Source organism: Cryptosporangium sp. NPDC051539 (assembly GCF_044454545.1).
Classification (GTDB): domain Bacteria; phylum Actinomycetota; class Actinomycetes; order Mycobacteriales; family Cryptosporangiaceae; genus Cryptosporangium.
The window spans coordinates 270,776-285,427 of sequence record NZ_JBITDV010000009.1 but is presented as its reverse complement, the minus strand read 5'-3'; the positions used below and the strand labels follow the sequence as shown (position 1 = coordinate 285,427).

Annotated in this window: 16 protein-coding genes; 4 read left to right on the top strand and 12 right to left on the bottom strand. The window is 70.1% G+C overall.

The features are described from left to right. Positions 1-8: 8 nt before the first annotated feature. Positions 9-623: a TetR/AcrR family transcriptional regulator gene (locus tag ACIBZJ_RS27900; RefSeq protein WP_395934640.1), complete on the bottom strand. Its 615-nt coding sequence runs from the start codon at positions 621-623 to the stop codon at positions 9-11. A gap of 141 nt (positions 624-764) precedes the next feature. Between ACIBZJ_RS27900 and ACIBZJ_RS27895 the strand changes: the two genes are divergently transcribed. From ACIBZJ_RS27895 to ACIBZJ_RS27885, 3 genes are read left to right on the top strand one after another with little or no spacing between them, the layout of a single operon-like run. Continuing rightward, positions 765-1,226, top strand: a complete 462-nt coding sequence (locus tag ACIBZJ_RS27895; RefSeq protein WP_395934638.1) for a cupin domain-containing protein — start codon at positions 765-767, stop codon at positions 1,224-1,226. Further along, complete coding sequence (locus ACIBZJ_RS27890; RefSeq protein ID WP_395934636.1) at positions 1,223-1,567, top strand: hypothetical protein; 345 nt, start codon at positions 1,223-1,225, stop codon at positions 1,565-1,567. Before ACIBZJ_RS27895 ends, ACIBZJ_RS27890 begins: the two co-directional genes overlap by 4 nt. Then, complete coding sequence (locus ACIBZJ_RS27885; RefSeq protein ID WP_395934634.1) at positions 1,564-3,129, top strand: MFS transporter; 1,566 nt, start codon at positions 1,564-1,566, stop codon at positions 3,127-3,129. Before ACIBZJ_RS27890 ends, ACIBZJ_RS27885 begins: the two co-directional genes overlap by 4 nt. Before the next feature lie 204 nt (positions 3,130-3,333). On the opposite strand, the gene ACIBZJ_RS27880 is transcribed toward ACIBZJ_RS27885, so the two are convergent. After that, a complete protein-coding gene (locus ACIBZJ_RS27880; protein ID WP_395934632.1) occupies positions 3,334-4,236 on the bottom strand; it encodes an NADP-dependent oxidoreductase in 903 nt (300 codons plus the stop codon). Beyond that, positions 4,233-5,264 (bottom strand): alpha/beta hydrolase, encoded by a 1,032-nt coding sequence (locus ACIBZJ_RS27875; protein WP_395934630.1) that lies wholly within the window; start codon positions 5,262-5,264, stop codon positions 4,233-4,235. Before ACIBZJ_RS27875 ends, ACIBZJ_RS27880 begins: the two co-directional genes overlap by 4 nt. A 123-nt stretch (positions 5,265-5,387) precedes the next feature. Here ACIBZJ_RS27875 and ACIBZJ_RS27870 point away from each other — a divergent pair, with 123 nt between their 5' ends. After that, positions 5,388-5,999, top strand: coding sequence for a TetR/AcrR family transcriptional regulator (locus tag ACIBZJ_RS27870; protein WP_395934628.1), 612 nt, complete (start codon positions 5,388-5,390; stop codon positions 5,997-5,999). A 97-nt stretch (positions 6,000-6,096) separates the two neighbouring features. On the opposite strand, the gene ACIBZJ_RS27865 is transcribed toward ACIBZJ_RS27870, so the two are convergent. The 9 genes from ACIBZJ_RS27865 to urtB all read right to left on the bottom strand — a co-directional run bounded on the left by ACIBZJ_RS27865 (position 6,097) and on the right by urtB (position 14,516). Further along, on the bottom strand, positions 6,097-6,507 hold the full coding sequence (locus ACIBZJ_RS27865; protein ID WP_395934626.1) for an SgcJ/EcaC family oxidoreductase: 411 nt from the start codon (positions 6,505-6,507) through the stop codon (positions 6,097-6,099). Positions 6,508-6,626: 119 nt separating this feature from the next. Further along, positions 6,627-7,631, bottom strand: coding sequence for a sigma-70 family RNA polymerase sigma factor (locus ACIBZJ_RS27860; RefSeq protein WP_395934624.1), 1,005 nt, complete (start codon positions 7,629-7,631; stop codon positions 6,627-6,629). 377 nt (positions 7,632-8,008) lie between these two features. Next, positions 8,009-8,575 (bottom strand): TetR/AcrR family transcriptional regulator, encoded by a 567-nt coding sequence (locus ACIBZJ_RS27855; protein WP_395934622.1) that lies wholly within the window; start codon positions 8,573-8,575, stop codon positions 8,009-8,011. Between the two features lie 130 nt (positions 8,576-8,705). Further along, positions 8,706-9,278: a TetR/AcrR family transcriptional regulator gene (locus ACIBZJ_RS27850; RefSeq protein ID WP_395934620.1), complete on the bottom strand. Its 573-nt coding sequence runs from the start codon at positions 9,276-9,278 to the stop codon at positions 8,706-8,708. Then, the gene (locus ACIBZJ_RS27845) at positions 9,275-10,996 is read right to left on the bottom strand and encodes a purine-cytosine permease family protein (RefSeq protein WP_395934618.1); all 1,722 of its coding nucleotides are present in this window, start codon (positions 10,994-10,996) and stop codon (positions 9,275-9,277) included. Before ACIBZJ_RS27845 ends, ACIBZJ_RS27850 begins: the two co-directional genes overlap by 4 nt. Before the next feature lie 59 nt (positions 10,997-11,055). Next, positions 11,056-11,739, bottom strand: coding sequence for an ATP-binding cassette domain-containing protein (locus ACIBZJ_RS27840; RefSeq protein ID WP_395934616.1), 684 nt, complete (start codon positions 11,737-11,739; stop codon positions 11,056-11,058). Between the two features lies 1 nt (position 11,740). Continuing rightward, a complete protein-coding gene (gene urtD, locus ACIBZJ_RS27835; protein ID WP_395934614.1) occupies positions 11,741-12,535 on the bottom strand; it encodes an urea ABC transporter ATP-binding protein UrtD in 795 nt (264 codons plus the stop codon). Continuing rightward, complete coding sequence (urtC, locus tag ACIBZJ_RS27830; protein ID WP_395934612.1) at positions 12,532-13,620, bottom strand: urea ABC transporter permease subunit UrtC; 1,089 nt, start codon at positions 13,618-13,620, stop codon at positions 12,532-12,534. Before urtC ends, urtD begins: the two co-directional genes overlap by 4 nt. A gap of 11 nt (positions 13,621-13,631) precedes the next feature. After that, the gene (urtB, locus tag ACIBZJ_RS27825) at positions 13,632-14,516 is read right to left on the bottom strand and encodes an urea ABC transporter permease subunit UrtB (protein ID WP_395934610.1); all 885 of its coding nucleotides are present in this window, start codon (positions 14,514-14,516) and stop codon (positions 13,632-13,634) included. Positions 14,517-14,652: the final 136 nt, after the last annotated feature.

Genomic DNA, 14,652 nt, shown 5'->3' with positions numbered 1-14,652 from the left:
GACCTCGGTCACGTCGCCGGCCGGGGGCTGATCGTGGTGATCGCTGCCGCGGTGGTTCGTCGGGCGGACGCCACGAGGCCGGCGACGGCGTCGTCGGGAGTCAGGCCGCACAGGTCGACGAGGGTGAAGACCGACTCGGCGCTGACGACGAGAGCCAGGTCGCGAACGAGCTGCTCGACCTCCGGATGCCCGGCGAGCCCGTTCCGTTCGATCCAGGGTGCGAGCGCGTACTCGATGAGCTTGAAGCGACTCACCGGGCGGGTCGTGGCCTGGGACGGTTTGGCGATCGTGGACGCGACGACGGTCCGCACGACGCCCTGCCTGCGAAGTACCGCCCGGCCGAGCGTCTCCGCGGCCTGACCTATCCGTTCGACCGGATCCTCGCCGGTGGTCACCGAACGCAGGGTCGCGAGCTGGTCTTCCGCCTCCACCGCGGCGCGCAGCAGCGAGATCAGGTCGGGAAAGTACCGGTAGGCGGTCGCCTCGGACACCCGCGCCTCCGCCGCGATCAGCGGCATCGTGATCTCCGCACCCGTGTCGGCCAGTTCGCGGGCGGCCGCGACGATCGCCGAGCGGGTGCGTTCCATCTGGTTGGTGCGCCGACGGGAACTCGGCTCGTCCACGGTGATCCTCCCCTGCGCCTCGGTCGACTATACCCCGCGCCCTCACGAAGCGAGCTCACTATCTTCGTGAGAGCACACTTGCATGAAGGCGCCACTATCCCTACGGTCGGAGCGACGGCAAACACCAGTCAGGGAGATGTCATGGTTGCGGTACAGATCGTCGGTCCCGACGACGGCGAACTCATCGTCAACGGGCCGGCCCGGATCCGGATCCTCGAAGACGGCAGTAGCACCGACCACCGCCTGGGCCTGGGCGAAGTGATCATTCCTCCGCACACCCCCGGGCCGCCCCAGCATCGTCATGCCCAGCACGACGAGGGCTTCTACGTGCTCACCGGCACGGTGACGTTCACCGTCGGACAGGAGGACCACGACGCGCCGGCCGGCACCTGGGTCATGGTCCCCCCAGGGGCACCGCACACCTTCGCCAACCACGGCGACGTCGAAGCCCGCATGCTCAACACGTTCACCCCGGACCTGTACGTGCAGTACTTCCGCGACCTCAAAACGATGGTCGAGTCCGGGCAGCAGCTGACGGCCGCGTCCGTCACTCAGGTGTGGGCGAAGTACGGCACCGAACCGTCCACCGAGTACGCCCCGTGATCGTTCTGCTGATCCTCAACGCGGTCGTCGCGATCGCCGGGGTCGCTTTCTCGCTCATCGGAGGATTCCGCCCGGAGGCGCTGAGCGAGAGCGGGAAGCCGACGGCCGGCGAACGGTTCTACGGCTGGATGTACGCGACGCGAGGAGTGCCGCTGGGTGTGACGGCCGGTCTCGCGCCGCTGGTGTGGACCGTCCCGGCCACCGTGCTCCTGCTCCTCGCCGCCGCCGCGGCCCAGGTCGGTGACGTCACGATCGGCGTCGCCACCCGGAAGTGGACGATGATCGCCGGCGCCTCGGTCGCGACAGCGGTTCATGTCGTCACTGCTGTCGCCGTCCGATGACGCCGATCTCGCGGTCGCGACGCACCATCGTCTTCGCGACGGTTCTGTTGGGAATGTTGCTCTCGGCGCTGGATCAAACGCTCGTGTCGAGCGCGCTACCGACGATCGTGGGAGATCTCGGCGGCTCCAGCCATGTGAGCTGGATCGTGACGTCGTACCTGCTGGCTCAGACGGTCGCAGCCGTGCTCGCCGGAAAATTCGGCGATCTCTACGGACGCAAACGCATTTTTCAGCTCAGCGTCGTCGTCTTCCTCGTCGGGTCGTTCTTTTGCGGTCTGGCCAACGGCATGGGCATGCTCATCGCCGCCCGCGCGGTTCAGGGCATCGGGTCCGGCGGTCTGGTCGTGACGGCCAGCGCGCTGATCGGCGAAATCATCCCGCTCCGCGAACGAGGCCGGTACCAGGGCGCCCTCGGTGCGGTGTTCGGCGTCACGACCGTCATCGGTCCCCTGCTCGGCGGTGTCTTCACCGATCACCTGTCGTGGCGGTGGGCGTTCTACGTGAACGTCCCTCTCGGGATCCTCGTCGTCCTCGTCGCCGCTCGGACGATCCCGGCGCTGGCCACGTCGTGGGGCGGCGCGGAGTACGCCTGGACGTCGGCCACCATCGTCGGGCTGTTCGCCGTGTCGATCCCGGCGCTGGCCGCGTTCGTCTGGGCGGAGCGCCGGACTCCGGAACCGATTCTGCCGATACGGCTTTTTCGCAGCCGGGTGTTCTCCGTCGCCTCGGCGCTCAGTTTCCTCGTCGGGTTCGCCATGCCCGGCGCGTTGTCGTTCCTCCCGTCCTTCCTGCAATACGTCGGTGGCGCCAGCGCGACCCTCTCCGGGGTCCGGACGCTGCCCCTGGTGCTCGGGCTGCTGATCACCTCGGTGACCGCGGGACAAATCGTGGGCCGGACGGGTATCTACAAGCCCTTTCCGATTGCCGGGACGAGTCTGATCGGCCTCGGGTTGTTCCTGCTTTCCCGGATGGACGAACAGACGTCGATCGCCGTGCAATCGGCCTCGATGTTCGTGCTCGGCGCGGGCATCGGCCTCCTGCTCGCGCTCCTCCTTCCGCAGGTCGGCTTGCGCGGCGCCACGCGGGAAGCCGCCCGCAGCGCGGGCGAAGGATTCGGCATGCCGACCGAGGCGAACTCCGACTCGCAGCTGGAAGTTCTCGTCAGCCAGATCGTGCGCCGGGATCCCGGAGCCGTGCGGGCCGGTCCGGACCTCCCCACCGCGTGGGGCCTGATCGTCGTCAACGTCCGCGACAAGGCACTGGGCGGACCGGCTCGCCAAGCCGACATCGAGCATCGGCTACACCTTCCGCACGGCGTCCTCACCTCGTTCTTCGATCACCTCGCCGACGCGGGCTACCTGACCCGTACCGGCGACCGGCTCGAGCTCACCGAGCGCGGGCAGCGGGCCGCCACGGCGATCGTCGACGGCTGGACGGCCTGGCTCAGCGGCCAGCTGTCCAATTGGGACTCCGACCAGGTGCGAACGGCTCTCCGCCGCATCGCCCGCCGCCTCCTGATCGAAGACCCCGTTGCGCTGAGGGAGAGCCCACGAGCGACCTGACGATCGCCGTCACTCACGGAAAGCGGCGGTCAGCTGTTCCGTCACCGCTGCGTCCGGAGCGCGGTCACGCGACCAGGCCGGGCCACGCCGCCGCGCGTGCGGCGTGACCGGCGGGCAGGACGCCGCCGGCGTAGCCGGAATCAGCGTGGATGCCGGTGAGAATCGCCTCCGGCCGGGGAGACGCGCACCGACGGTGGAGTCGGATCAGCCGACCAGCAGTACGAGTTTTCCGCGCACCCGGCCTGCCTCGCCGACACGGTGTGCCTCCGCCACGTCGGTCAGCGGGAACGTCCGCCCGACCGGGAGCGCGAACCGGCCGGACTCGATCAGCTCGCCGATCTGGGTGATCACGTAGAGCGCACGACCTGCGTCGCCTCGGCTGAACCGCACGCCGTGCCGCTGGGCACCGGCGAAGTCGGCGATCGTGATCACGTGCTCCGCACCACCGGCGAGGGTGACCAGCTCCGGCAAGATACCGCTCCCGGCGACGTCGAGCGCGAGGTCGACCCCGTCGGGAGCGAGCGCACGGATCCGCTCCGCCAGGCCGGCACCGTAGGCGACCGGTTCGGCGCCGAGCGAGCGCAGGGCATCGTGGGTGGCCGGGCTGCCGGTACCGATCACGCGCGCGCCCCGGGCCACGGCGAGCTGGACGGCGGCGCTGCCGACGCTTCCGGAGGCGCCGTTGATGAGCAGCGTGTCGCCCTTCTCGACGCCCAGCTGGTCGAGGGCACGCGCAGCCGTCTCGGTCGCGGCCGGTAGTGCGGCGGCCTCAGCGAAGCCGAGCGACGGCGGGATGGGCGCGTAGTTGGACAGCACGGTCAGTTCCGCTTGCGCGCCGCTGACGGCGGAGAACCCGAACACACGGTCACCGACCGCGACATCGGTGACACCGGCGCCGAGTTCGTCGACGATGCCCGCCGCCTCGTAGCCCAAGGTCTGCGGAAGCTCCTCGTCCAGCAGCCCTTGACGCTTCTGCCAGTCGCTCGCGTTGATCCCGGCGGCGCGCACCGCGATCCGGACCTGACCGGGGCCCGGGTGCGGCTTCGGAAGATCCGCGATCTCGAGGACCTCCGGGCCCCCGAACCGGCTGAACTCGACGGCCTTCACGAGGCCCCGTCCTCCCGCCCGGTCGTGGCCCGAGCGCGGTGCTCACCAAGGCCGTGATTGTCCAGGCCGTGCTTGTTCAGGAACCGACGCTGTTCGGCAGCGGCCTCCCGGTCCTCCGGGCTGTCGCCCCCGAAACCGCCGTGCGGCATGGCCTCGAACACGTGCAGTTCCGCCTCCACACCGGCGCTGCGCAGCTTGCGGTGCATCCGGACGGTGTTGGAGAGGAACAGATCGCGGGTCCCGCTTCGGAGGAACGTCGGCGGGAACCCGGACAGCTCACCCAGGACCGGCGAGAGGTACGGATCCCGCAGGTCGGCCCCGGCCGCGTACAGGGCGTTCGTCGCTCGCAGGCTGCGGAGGACGTTGTCCACGCCGGCCAGGGTCCGGAAGGTGTCGCCCGCCTCGGTGAGGTCGACCTGCGGGGTGTTGAGCACGAGGGCCGCGGGCATCGGCAGCCCGGCGTCTTTGGCACGCAGCAGGAGGGCCGCGGCGATGTTTCCGCCCGCGGAGTCGCCTCCGAGGAACACCCGCGACGGATCGCGGTCCACCACCGCGCGGCGGTACACAGCGATCGCATCGTCCAGCGCGGCCGGGTACGGGTGCAGTGGCGGCAGCCGGTAGTCCACGCCCCACACGAGCATGCCCGTGGACGCCGCCGTCCTGGCTGTCGTCGTACGGCACGCGTCCCCGCCGCCGACCAGGAGACCCCCGGGATGCATCCAGAGGAAGACCGGCTCGTCCGCGTTCCGCTCGACTCCGTCGGGCCGCGCGGCGTACACGGTGACGCCGTCCACGTCGAGGTCCTCGACGGTGACCGGCAGTGCGGAGACCGGAAACCGCTGGGCCGTGGATCGGTTCGCCTGCTCGGCCATCGCGAGCCAGGCCTCGGCGTCCCCGGCAGCCGGATACGACAGCTCGCCGCCGTCGACGGCGAGCCACGCCTGCGCCTGCTCGCTGACCGTGGAGGGAGCCGGGAACGTGCGCTCGTGCGTGACCGTGACCGGCGGCACGACCGTCTGTGGCTGCATGGGACCTTCTTCCCTCGACCGACGCGACCGGCCGGGCGGCGTCGGCAATCATGTGCGGGGCCCGGTGGCGGACCGAGCATTAGATTAACCGAGTAAATTTAATCGGACAAGAAAGTGAGACGGATGCCCAGAACCGGCGAGCGCGGAGGCCCGCAGACACGCGCACGGATCCTGGAGGTCGCGAACCGGATGTTCCTCGAACGCGGCTACGAAGCCGTCACCGTCGCCGAGATCGCGCGCGAGGCCGGAGTCTCTAAGGTGACGGTCTTCAACCACTTCCTGCGCAAGGAAGACCTCTTCATGGACCGCGCGACCGACGCGGTCGACCTGCTGCGCTCGGCCGTCCGCGACCGCGCACCCGGCGTCGACGCGCTGACGTCCCTGCGGGACACGAGCTTCCGCCTCCTCGACACCCGGCACCCGCTCTCCGGTGTCTCCGACCGGTCCGAGCCCTTCTTCCGGACGATCGCGGAGTCGCCCGCTCTGGTCGCGCGCGCGAGAGCCATCGCGTCCGAACTGCAGACGACGCTGACCGACGAACTCGATCGCGACCCGGCCTTCGCCGGCGACGGGACACTTCTCGCCGCGTTCTTCATCGCCGGCTACAGCGCGGTGTTCGTGGAGACCGCCCGCCGCCGCGTCGCCGGCGAGCCGACGACCACCGTGGTGGAGGACCAGCGCGTGCGTCTCGAGCGGCTGTTCGCGGCCTTGCGCGACGGACTCGGGCCCGCGTGAAGCCCCTGCACTCCACCGGAGGCTTCACGCGGTTCGACGCTCGGACGTCAGGCCCCTCCCCCGCTACGCACGGTCGCCACCGGCGGCGGGTGAGGTGTCACTGCCCGGGCGCCAGTACCGGGCTGTTGTGATACGCGGCGATCAGCCACTGGCCGTCCCGCTTCTCGAAGACCCAGGTCGCGTTGACCTTGCGCTCGTCCGGAACCTCGGTCTCGCCGGCGAACAGGATGCCGGATTCGCTGACGACGATCGCCGCGTCATGTCCGACGAAGCGGAAGCTGAGCTGCTTGTTGCGGGTCGAGCTGCCCTTGAGCGGGCCTTCGAAGCCCAGGGCCATGTTCTGGCGGATCACGTCACGGTTCTCGCGGAGCGAGCCGGTCATGATGGCGGTCGCGTCCGCGGCGTAGTTGGCGACCATGCCGTCGGCGTCGCCTGCCTCCCACGCCTGGTAGGAGTCGACCAGCACGGCCTGGATGGCGGCCTCGTCTTTCGCACGACTGTCGGACAACGGGTTCTCCCCTGGTGGCCGGTTCGCCGGGGTATTCCGGCGAACTCGCCACTACATACCGACGGAGCGGCCAGAACTCATCGCGACGCCGAAGAGAAAGGGCCGGGCGGCACACTTCGTCAGGCTTCGAGCGTGGCGGGCAGCTCGAAGGAGGCGAACACCTCGGCGTCCCGGAAGACCGAGTTGCGGCTGATGCCGTTGCTCGTGACCGTGAAGACCTGCAGCGTGTGCAGTTCGAACGCCCCGGTCGGGCCGCGGTTGTAGGCGGCGAACCCCGGCTGCCCGTTGGCACCGACCGGCCGGAAGCGCCACTCGCTGCCGCTCTTGGCGAACACCCAGTCCATGAAAACACCGTAGTTCTCGCGCCCGACGAACCAGTTGACCATCGGGGGCATCTCCATGATCACGTCTTCGGTGAGCAGTCGTTTGAGGCCTTCGACGTCGGCCTTCTCGAAGGCCTTCAGGTACCGGTCCACCCAGGCGTGCTGCTCGGCTCCGGACGGCTCGGCGACCTGCTCCTCCGCGATCCCCGCCTCCTTGAGCCGCGCCCTGGCCCGTTGCAGCGCGCTGTTGACCGAAGCGGACGTGGTGCTCAAGACGTCTGCCGCCTCGGCCGACGAGAAGTCGAGCACCTCACGGAGGATCAACGCCGCACGCTGGCGCGCGGACAGGTGCTGCAGAGCGGCGACGAAGGCCAGCCGCAGGCCGGTGCGGTCGGTCGCCGCGACGCCCGGCTCGCCCCGGCTCAGCAGGGAGTCCGGAAGCGGCTGGAGCCAGGTGACCTCCCCGCCGGGGACCAACGGTCCGCGCGGATCGCTCTCGGCGACCAGACCGGACGGCAGCGGACGGCGGCTGCGGCTCTCGAGCGCGGTGAGGCAGACGTTCGTCGCGATGCGGTACAGCCAGGTCCGCACGGAGCTGCGGCTCTCGTCGTACCGGTCTCTCGCGCGCCACGCCCTCAGGTAGGTCTCCTGCACCAGATCCTCGGCATCGTGGACCGAGCCGAGCATCCGGTAGCAGTGGGCCAGCAGCTCCGACCGGTACGGATCGATCCTGCGATCGAAGTCTTCGGCTGTCGCCGGCGCCACGCCCGTGCCCTTCTCCCGGTACGAAAGGGTGACCATAGCCTCCGCCGCGGGCCGGAGGAGTTGTTCGTTCGGCAATCGGCCGGCGGCGAGGTGGAGCGCGGCGCCGCCGTCGGGGGATCTCGACGTCGCGGGACGATCCGGTCCCCGGGTCGTGGGCCACGGTCGAAAGCTCTGACCTGCGGCTCGACCGCATCACGATCGGGGCCTCCTTCGAACGTCCTGGCCCTCCGGGCGACGGATGGGCGCGGCCCAGCGGGATCCGGCCTGATCGAGTCGGTCAGCGGACGCGACGACGGACGACCCGGAGTCGTCACAGCGGACGCTGAGCTGCGGGAAGGCGGCGCGAATCGGGTCCCGTCCGGTCCGCCAGGTGTCCGCGCACGAACAGCCTCTGGCTGGGCTCGTGCGCTCCGCTACGGGACGACGCGGTCGCGGATGGTGTCGAGCACCGCCTCGGCCGCCCACGCGGCGGCGTCGGCGATGTCACGCCGGTCCATGCCGAACTCGCGGCGGAAGGTCACCCAGGTCCCGACGGAGTCGAGGTGCGAGAGCGCCGCGATGATCGCCCGGCGCTGCGCCGCGTCGAGGGAGGGCACCTCGGCGTCCAGCAGCCGTTCGAGCTGCGCCCGGCCGGGCGACGGCGCCGCGCCGCTCACGCCGCGCATCGCGGTCTCGGCGACGACGTGCGCGAGCTCGGGCCGGGCGTCGTACCGCTGCATCGCGTCGCGGATCGCGAGGGGGATGTCGAAGATCGAGTCCGACTCCTCGCGGGCGAAGAGCGTCGCCTCGATCCACGCTGCGGTCGCCAGCAGCAGGTCGACGCGCGTGGGGTAGTTGCGGAACACCGTGCGCTCGCCGATGCCGGCCCGGCGCGCGATGACCCGGTACGACACGTCGTCGCTGCCGACCTCTTCGATCAGTTCGGCGTAGGCGGCGAGGATCGCCACCTGCGTACCGCTCAGCGCCGACGCAGCCGTCACCCCGGTCACCGCTCGACCCCGGTCACAGCCTGCCCCCCGTTCGCGGCCCGACCCGCGAGGACGGCCCGACCCGCGAGGACGGCCCGGACCCCCGTCACGGCCCGAACCCCGATCAGCGGCCCGACTCCCGTCACTGCTCGGCCCACGTCGCCTCAGGCAGCCTCGCGAGCACGGTGCCCACGGCGCGGTCGAACGCGTCGCAGATCTCGGCCGCATCCAGGTCGAAGCCCGTGCGCAGCCGCGCCCAGAACATCGCCGACGAGAAGTAGCGCAGGGAGGCCGCGACCCGCCGCCGATCGCGCCGGTTGAGCGTCGGCGCCGCCACGTCGAGCATCGCCTCGATCGCACGCGTGAGGTAGGCCGGCCCGGCGGCGTCGAGCGTCGGCGAGATCGCGGACGCCCGCGCCCCGACGTACGCGTACGCGGGCGACGCGTCGAAGGCGCGGAAGCGCTCGTGCGCGGCGGCGCAGAAATCGGACACGGTCACGAACGGCGGGAGCGGAAAGCAGGTCTCCTCGATCCAGTTCGAGAGCGCGGCGAGCAGGTGCGCGCGCGTGGGGTACTGGCGGTAGATCGTGCGCTCCGAGATGCCGACCTCGTCGGCGAGGGCACGATAAGAGATGTCGTCGAACGTCCGCTCACGCAGCAGCACCGCGGCGCTCGCGAGGATCGCGGTCGCGGTGTCGACCGACTCCTCCTTCACGTCTCCTCCCCTCGGCCGGCCGGCCCTCGGCCGGCTGCCCCTCGGCCGGCTGCCCAGCGACCAGCAGCCCAACGCGGGGGCTCGGTGACTTCCGCCGGGAGCACGTATCGATCGGAGTCGTCGAGCGCGAGCGCGAGCGACGAGACGTACTGCACCTCGCCGTGCGGTCCCCTCTCGGCCGAGGCCAGCATATCCGGCCGCTCGAACGTGTACCCGGTGACATGGCAGCGGAGCCGCTCACCCGAGGGGTTGCCGTCGGCGTCGAACCGGGGGGAGTCGATGCCGTCGGACTGGCGGCGCAGGTAGTAGCGCCCCCTCGTGGCCAGGGCCATGACCGGCGTGGCGACGATCGCGACGCCGATCGCGATGAGCACCGAGAACGGCTTCACTCCCGGGCCGAGCAGCCCGGCGAACGCGAGCAGCGACAGCGCCGAGGCGAGCCCCACCGACACCAGCCCGACCGGGTTCCAGTCGTGGAGCATGCCGCGGCGGAATTCGGGAAAACGCGGCGAGATGCGCAGCACCCATTTGTTGATGGCGATATCGGCGGCGATCGTCACGAGCCACGCCATCACGACGTTCGCGTAGAGGCTCAGCACGAAAGAGATGAGCGTGAAGACGTCCAGCATCATGAGCGCGTAGGCGATCACGAGGTTGAACAGCACGAAGATCGTGCGCCCCGGGTAGTGCTTCGCCATCCGGGTGAAGACGTTCGACCACGCGAGCGAGCCCGAGTAGGCGTTCGTCACGTTGATCTTCACCTGCGCCACCACGATGAGCACTAGGGCGAGAACGATCGCGAGCCAGTCGGGGACGAGGGTCTGGTACATCACGACGAACTGCTTGACCGGTTCGGTCGCGCGGTATCCGAGGGTGGGTTCGACCTTGACGAGGAGGTAGACCGCGAGAAACACCCCGATCACCTGCTTGGTGCCGCTGAAGATGACCCAGCCCGGGCCCGCGAACGCGAACGACGTCCACCACGAGCGGGCGTTCGACGGAGTGCGCGGCGGCATCGCGCGGAGGTAGTCGATCTGCTCCGCCAGCTGCGGGGTGAGGGCGAAGCACACGGCCGCACTCGAGACCACGGCACCGAACTTGACCGAGCCGTCGGAGTTGCCGGTGAACGAGGTGAAGGCGTGCACCGCCTCGGGGTCGGAGACGAGGATCCACAGCAGCGGTAGCAGGGCGAGGGCGAGCCACAGCGGCGTGGTCCAGAACTGCAGGCGCTCCAGCGCACGCATGCCGTAGATGACGATCGGGATCACGACGACGGTCGAGATGAGATAGCCGAGCCACAACGGCATCTCCGTCGCCACCTGCAGCCCCTGCGCCATGATGGCGCCCTCGAGGGCGAAGAAGATGCAGGTGAAGCCCGCGAAGACCATGGTGGTGATCATCGAGCCGTAGTAGCCGAATCCCGAGCCACGGGCGATGAGGTCGAGGTCGAGGTTGTAGCGGGCAGCGTAGTAGGCCACGGGCACGCCCACGATGAGGATGATGACCGACGCGAACAGGATGCCGAGCGCGGCGTTGGCGGTGCCGTGGTCGATACCGATGCTCGCGCCGATCGAGAAATCGGCGAGGAACGCGATCGACCCGAGGGCGGTGGCGCCGACGGAGGCCGCGCTCCAGCGCCGGAAGGTGCGCGGGACGTAGCGGAAGGCGTAGTCCTCGAGGCTGTCCTCCGCGGCCGCGCGCGCGTTGTCCGTCGACACAGTGGCATCCCCTCGAGGGGATCTTTCCGGGCCGCCGTTACGACCACGTTGCGGGCAGGTCAGATCGCCATCGCGGCTCGCACGGTGGAGGTGGCGGCCGAGCCACCGTCGCCGGTGTGTGTGACGCCGCCCGAGGCGAGCACGACGTAACGCTCGGCCGCCTCCAGGGCGAAGCCGATGTGCTGCTCGACGAGCAGCACGTTGATGCCCTCTTGGGCCAGCTGGACGATGGTCTGCTCGATCTCGGCGACGATCGTGGGCTGGATGCCCTCGGTCGGCTCGTCGAGGATGAGCAGCTTCGGCCCGGTGATGAGGGCGCGGGCGATCGCGAGCTGCTGGCGCTGACCGCCCGAGAGCAGACCTGCCTTCCGGGTGGCGAACTGCTCCAGGGCGGGGAAGCGGGCCAGCTGCGCGTCGATGAGGGCCTTGCCGCCCCGGCGCCCGTCGGCGACGAGCTGCAGATTCTCGAGTGTCGTGAGCTGGCCGAAGGCCTGCTGGCCCTGCGGTACGTACGCCATGCCGCGCGCGATGCGCTGGTTGGGAGCGAGCGACGAGATGTCCTCGCCGTCGAACATCACGCGGCCTTTCGACGGCTTGATGAGGCCGATCGCGAGACGCAGCAGGGTCGTCTTGCCGGCGCCGTTGTGGCCGAGCACGGCCACGACGTTGCCGACCGGCACCGTCACTCCGTGCAGCACCCGCGTGCGCCCGTAGCCGGCCTCGATGTCGGTGAGCTCGAGCATGTCAGTTCTCCGTCCGCTGTTGCGTCGCGGCCACCGGTTCCGGGACGACCGACGCGGCGGCCGCGGTCGCCGCTCCCGCCGTGCCGAGGTAGACCTCCTGCACCTGGGGATCGGCCTGAACCTCGGCCACCGTGCCTTCCGAGAGCACCTTGCCCTGGTGCAGCACCGTCACGCGCGTGGCGAAGCGGCGCATGAAGTCCATGTCGTGCTCGACCACGAGCACGGTGTGGTTCGCCGCGACGCGCTGGAGCAGCTCGCCGGTCGCGGTGCGCTCGTCCTGGCTCATGCCGGCGACGGGCTCGTCGAGCAGCAGCACCTTCGCGTCCTGGACGAGCAGCATCGCGATCTCCAGCCACTGCTTCTGTCCGTGCGACAGGATGCCGGCCGGCGTGGCGAGCTCACCGGCGAGTCCGGTCTCCTCCAGCGCCCGCTCGATCGACGCGTCGACGCCGGGCCGGGCGCGCAGGAGCGAGACCGAACGGCGGTGGCGTCCGGCGGCGATGTCGAGGTTCTGCAGCACCGAGAGCTCGTCGAAGACGCTCGCGGTCTGGAACGTGCGGCCGACCCCGAGTCGGACGATCTTGTGCACCGGCTTGCCGAGCAGCTCCGTCTCGCCGAGCTTCGCCGACCCGGTGGCCTTGGACAGCCCGGTGATGGCGTCGATGCAGGTCGTCTTGCCGGCGCCGTTCGGGCCGATGAGGAACCGGACCTCGCCGGGGTGCGCGTCGAAGGAGACGCCGCTGACCGCGACGAAGCCGGAGAACTCGACGTGGAGGTCCGTGACGACGAGGCTCATGAGCGCACCTCTTCGAGCTCGGCGGGAGCGGGGGCGGGGGGTTCCTCGGGGCTCCGGCGCGGCAGTGTGAACCGGGCCGGCAGCGACGACAGGCCCTTGGGCAGGAAGAGAATGACGACGATGAACAGCAGGCCGAGGACGTAGGGCCAGCCGTCGGGCCAGGTCGAGCCGAGGCTCGACTGCCCCCATCCGACCGCTATCGCGCCGAGCGCGGGGCCGAACAGCGACGCGCGGCCGCCGAGGGCGACGCCCGCGATCAGGAAGATCGAGGCCGCGGCGCCGATCTCGGCCGGAGTGATGATGCCGACGATGGGCACGAACATCGCTCCGCCGATGCTCGCCATCAGCGCGGAGATGACGAAGGCGACGAGCTTGACGGTGCCCGGGTCGTAGCCGAGGAACCGTACGCGCTCCTCGGCGTCCCGGGTGGCAACCAGGAGCTCACCGAAGCGGCTGCGGTAGAGCTGCCACACCGCGAGCAGGCACACGATGAGAAGCGCGGCGGCGATGAGGTACACCATGACCCTGTTCGCCGGGTCGTTCAGCACGAAGCCGAAGAAGTACTTGAAGTCGCTGAGCCCGGTGTCGCCGCCGGTCTCGCGGATCGTGGAGCTGATCAGGGTGGCCAGCGCGACGGCGAGCGCCTGCGCCAGGATCGCGAAGTACGCGCCCTTCACGCCCCGCTTGAACAGCGCGTAGCCGAGGAGGCCGGCCACGATCACCGGGAGCAGCACGATCGCCAGCAGGGTGAACGCGGTGCTGCGGAACGGTTCCCAGAACGCCGGGAGCGGCGCGAGCGGGTCGTAGAGCACCATGAAGCCGGGGATCCGGTCACCGGCGGTCTCCAGCGTGAGGTGCATGGCCATCGAGTAGGCGCCGAGAGCGAAGAACACCCCCTGCCCCATCACGAGCATCCCGCCCCGGCCCCAGGCCAGGCCGATGCCGACGGCGGCGATGGCCCAGCAGCAGTACTTGCCGAGGTTGCTGAGCCAGTGATCGCTGAGCACGAGGGGCGCGACCGCGAGGAGCAGGACGGCGAACACCCCGATGCCCGCCAGGGAAAGCCATGGCTTCCGTTTGGTCATACCAGACTCCCTCATACGAGACTCCGGGTTCGCACCGTGAACAGTCCCTGCGGGCGTACCTGCAGGAAGACGATCACGAGGATGAAGGCGAGCACCTGCGCGAAGCTGCCGGTCGTCCAGTACGCGAAGTACGCGAGGGCGACGCCCACCGCCCAGGCGGCGATGATCGTGCCCTTGAGCTGACCGATGCCGCCGGCGGCGACGACGAGGAAGGCCGGGATGATGTACTGGGCGCCCATCTGGGAGTTCGTGCCGCCGATGAGCGAGGCGGCCACGCCGGCGACCCCGGCCAGACCGGACCCGGCGAAGAACGTCAGACGGTCGACGGTGCGGGTGGAGATCCCCGAGGTCTCGGCCAGGTCCCGGTTCTGCACGGTCGCCCGGATGCGCCGGCCGAACGAGGTGTACTTGAGCCAGGCCGCCAGCGCGGCCACGCAGGCGGCCGCGAGCACGATGGTGAACACCTGCCGCAGCGGCCACTCGTAGCCAAGGACGTTCAGCTGCCCGTCGAGCCAGTCCGGCTTCTCCACCGGAACGCCCTGGGACGGGAAGATCTGCAGTGCCGCCTGCTGCAGGATCAGGCTCACCCCGACGGTCACCAGCAACGTGTCGAGGGGCCTGCGGTACATCCACTGGATGATCGTGATCTCCAGCACGAGGCCGAACAGACCGGCGACGACGAACGCGACCGGGAGCGCGACCGGGATCGACAGGTTGCTCGCGGTGATGACCTGCTGGACCAGGTAGGCGCTGAACGCGCCGATCATGAGGAACTCGCCGTGGGCCATGTTGATCACGCCCATCTGGCCGAACGTGAGCGAGAGGCCCAATGCGGCGAGCAGGAGCAGCGCACCTTGTGCGCTGCCGTTCAGCAGCGGTGTGATCAGGGCGTCCACATGCTCTTCTCTCTGTGCGAGGGATGAGGGGTTGGGGGGGGGGGGCGGGGGGGGCCCCCCCCCCCGGGGAGCCACACACCCGCGCGGCGCCCCCCCCGGGGGGCGCGGGGGGGGGGGGGCCCAGCCGCGGCGCGCG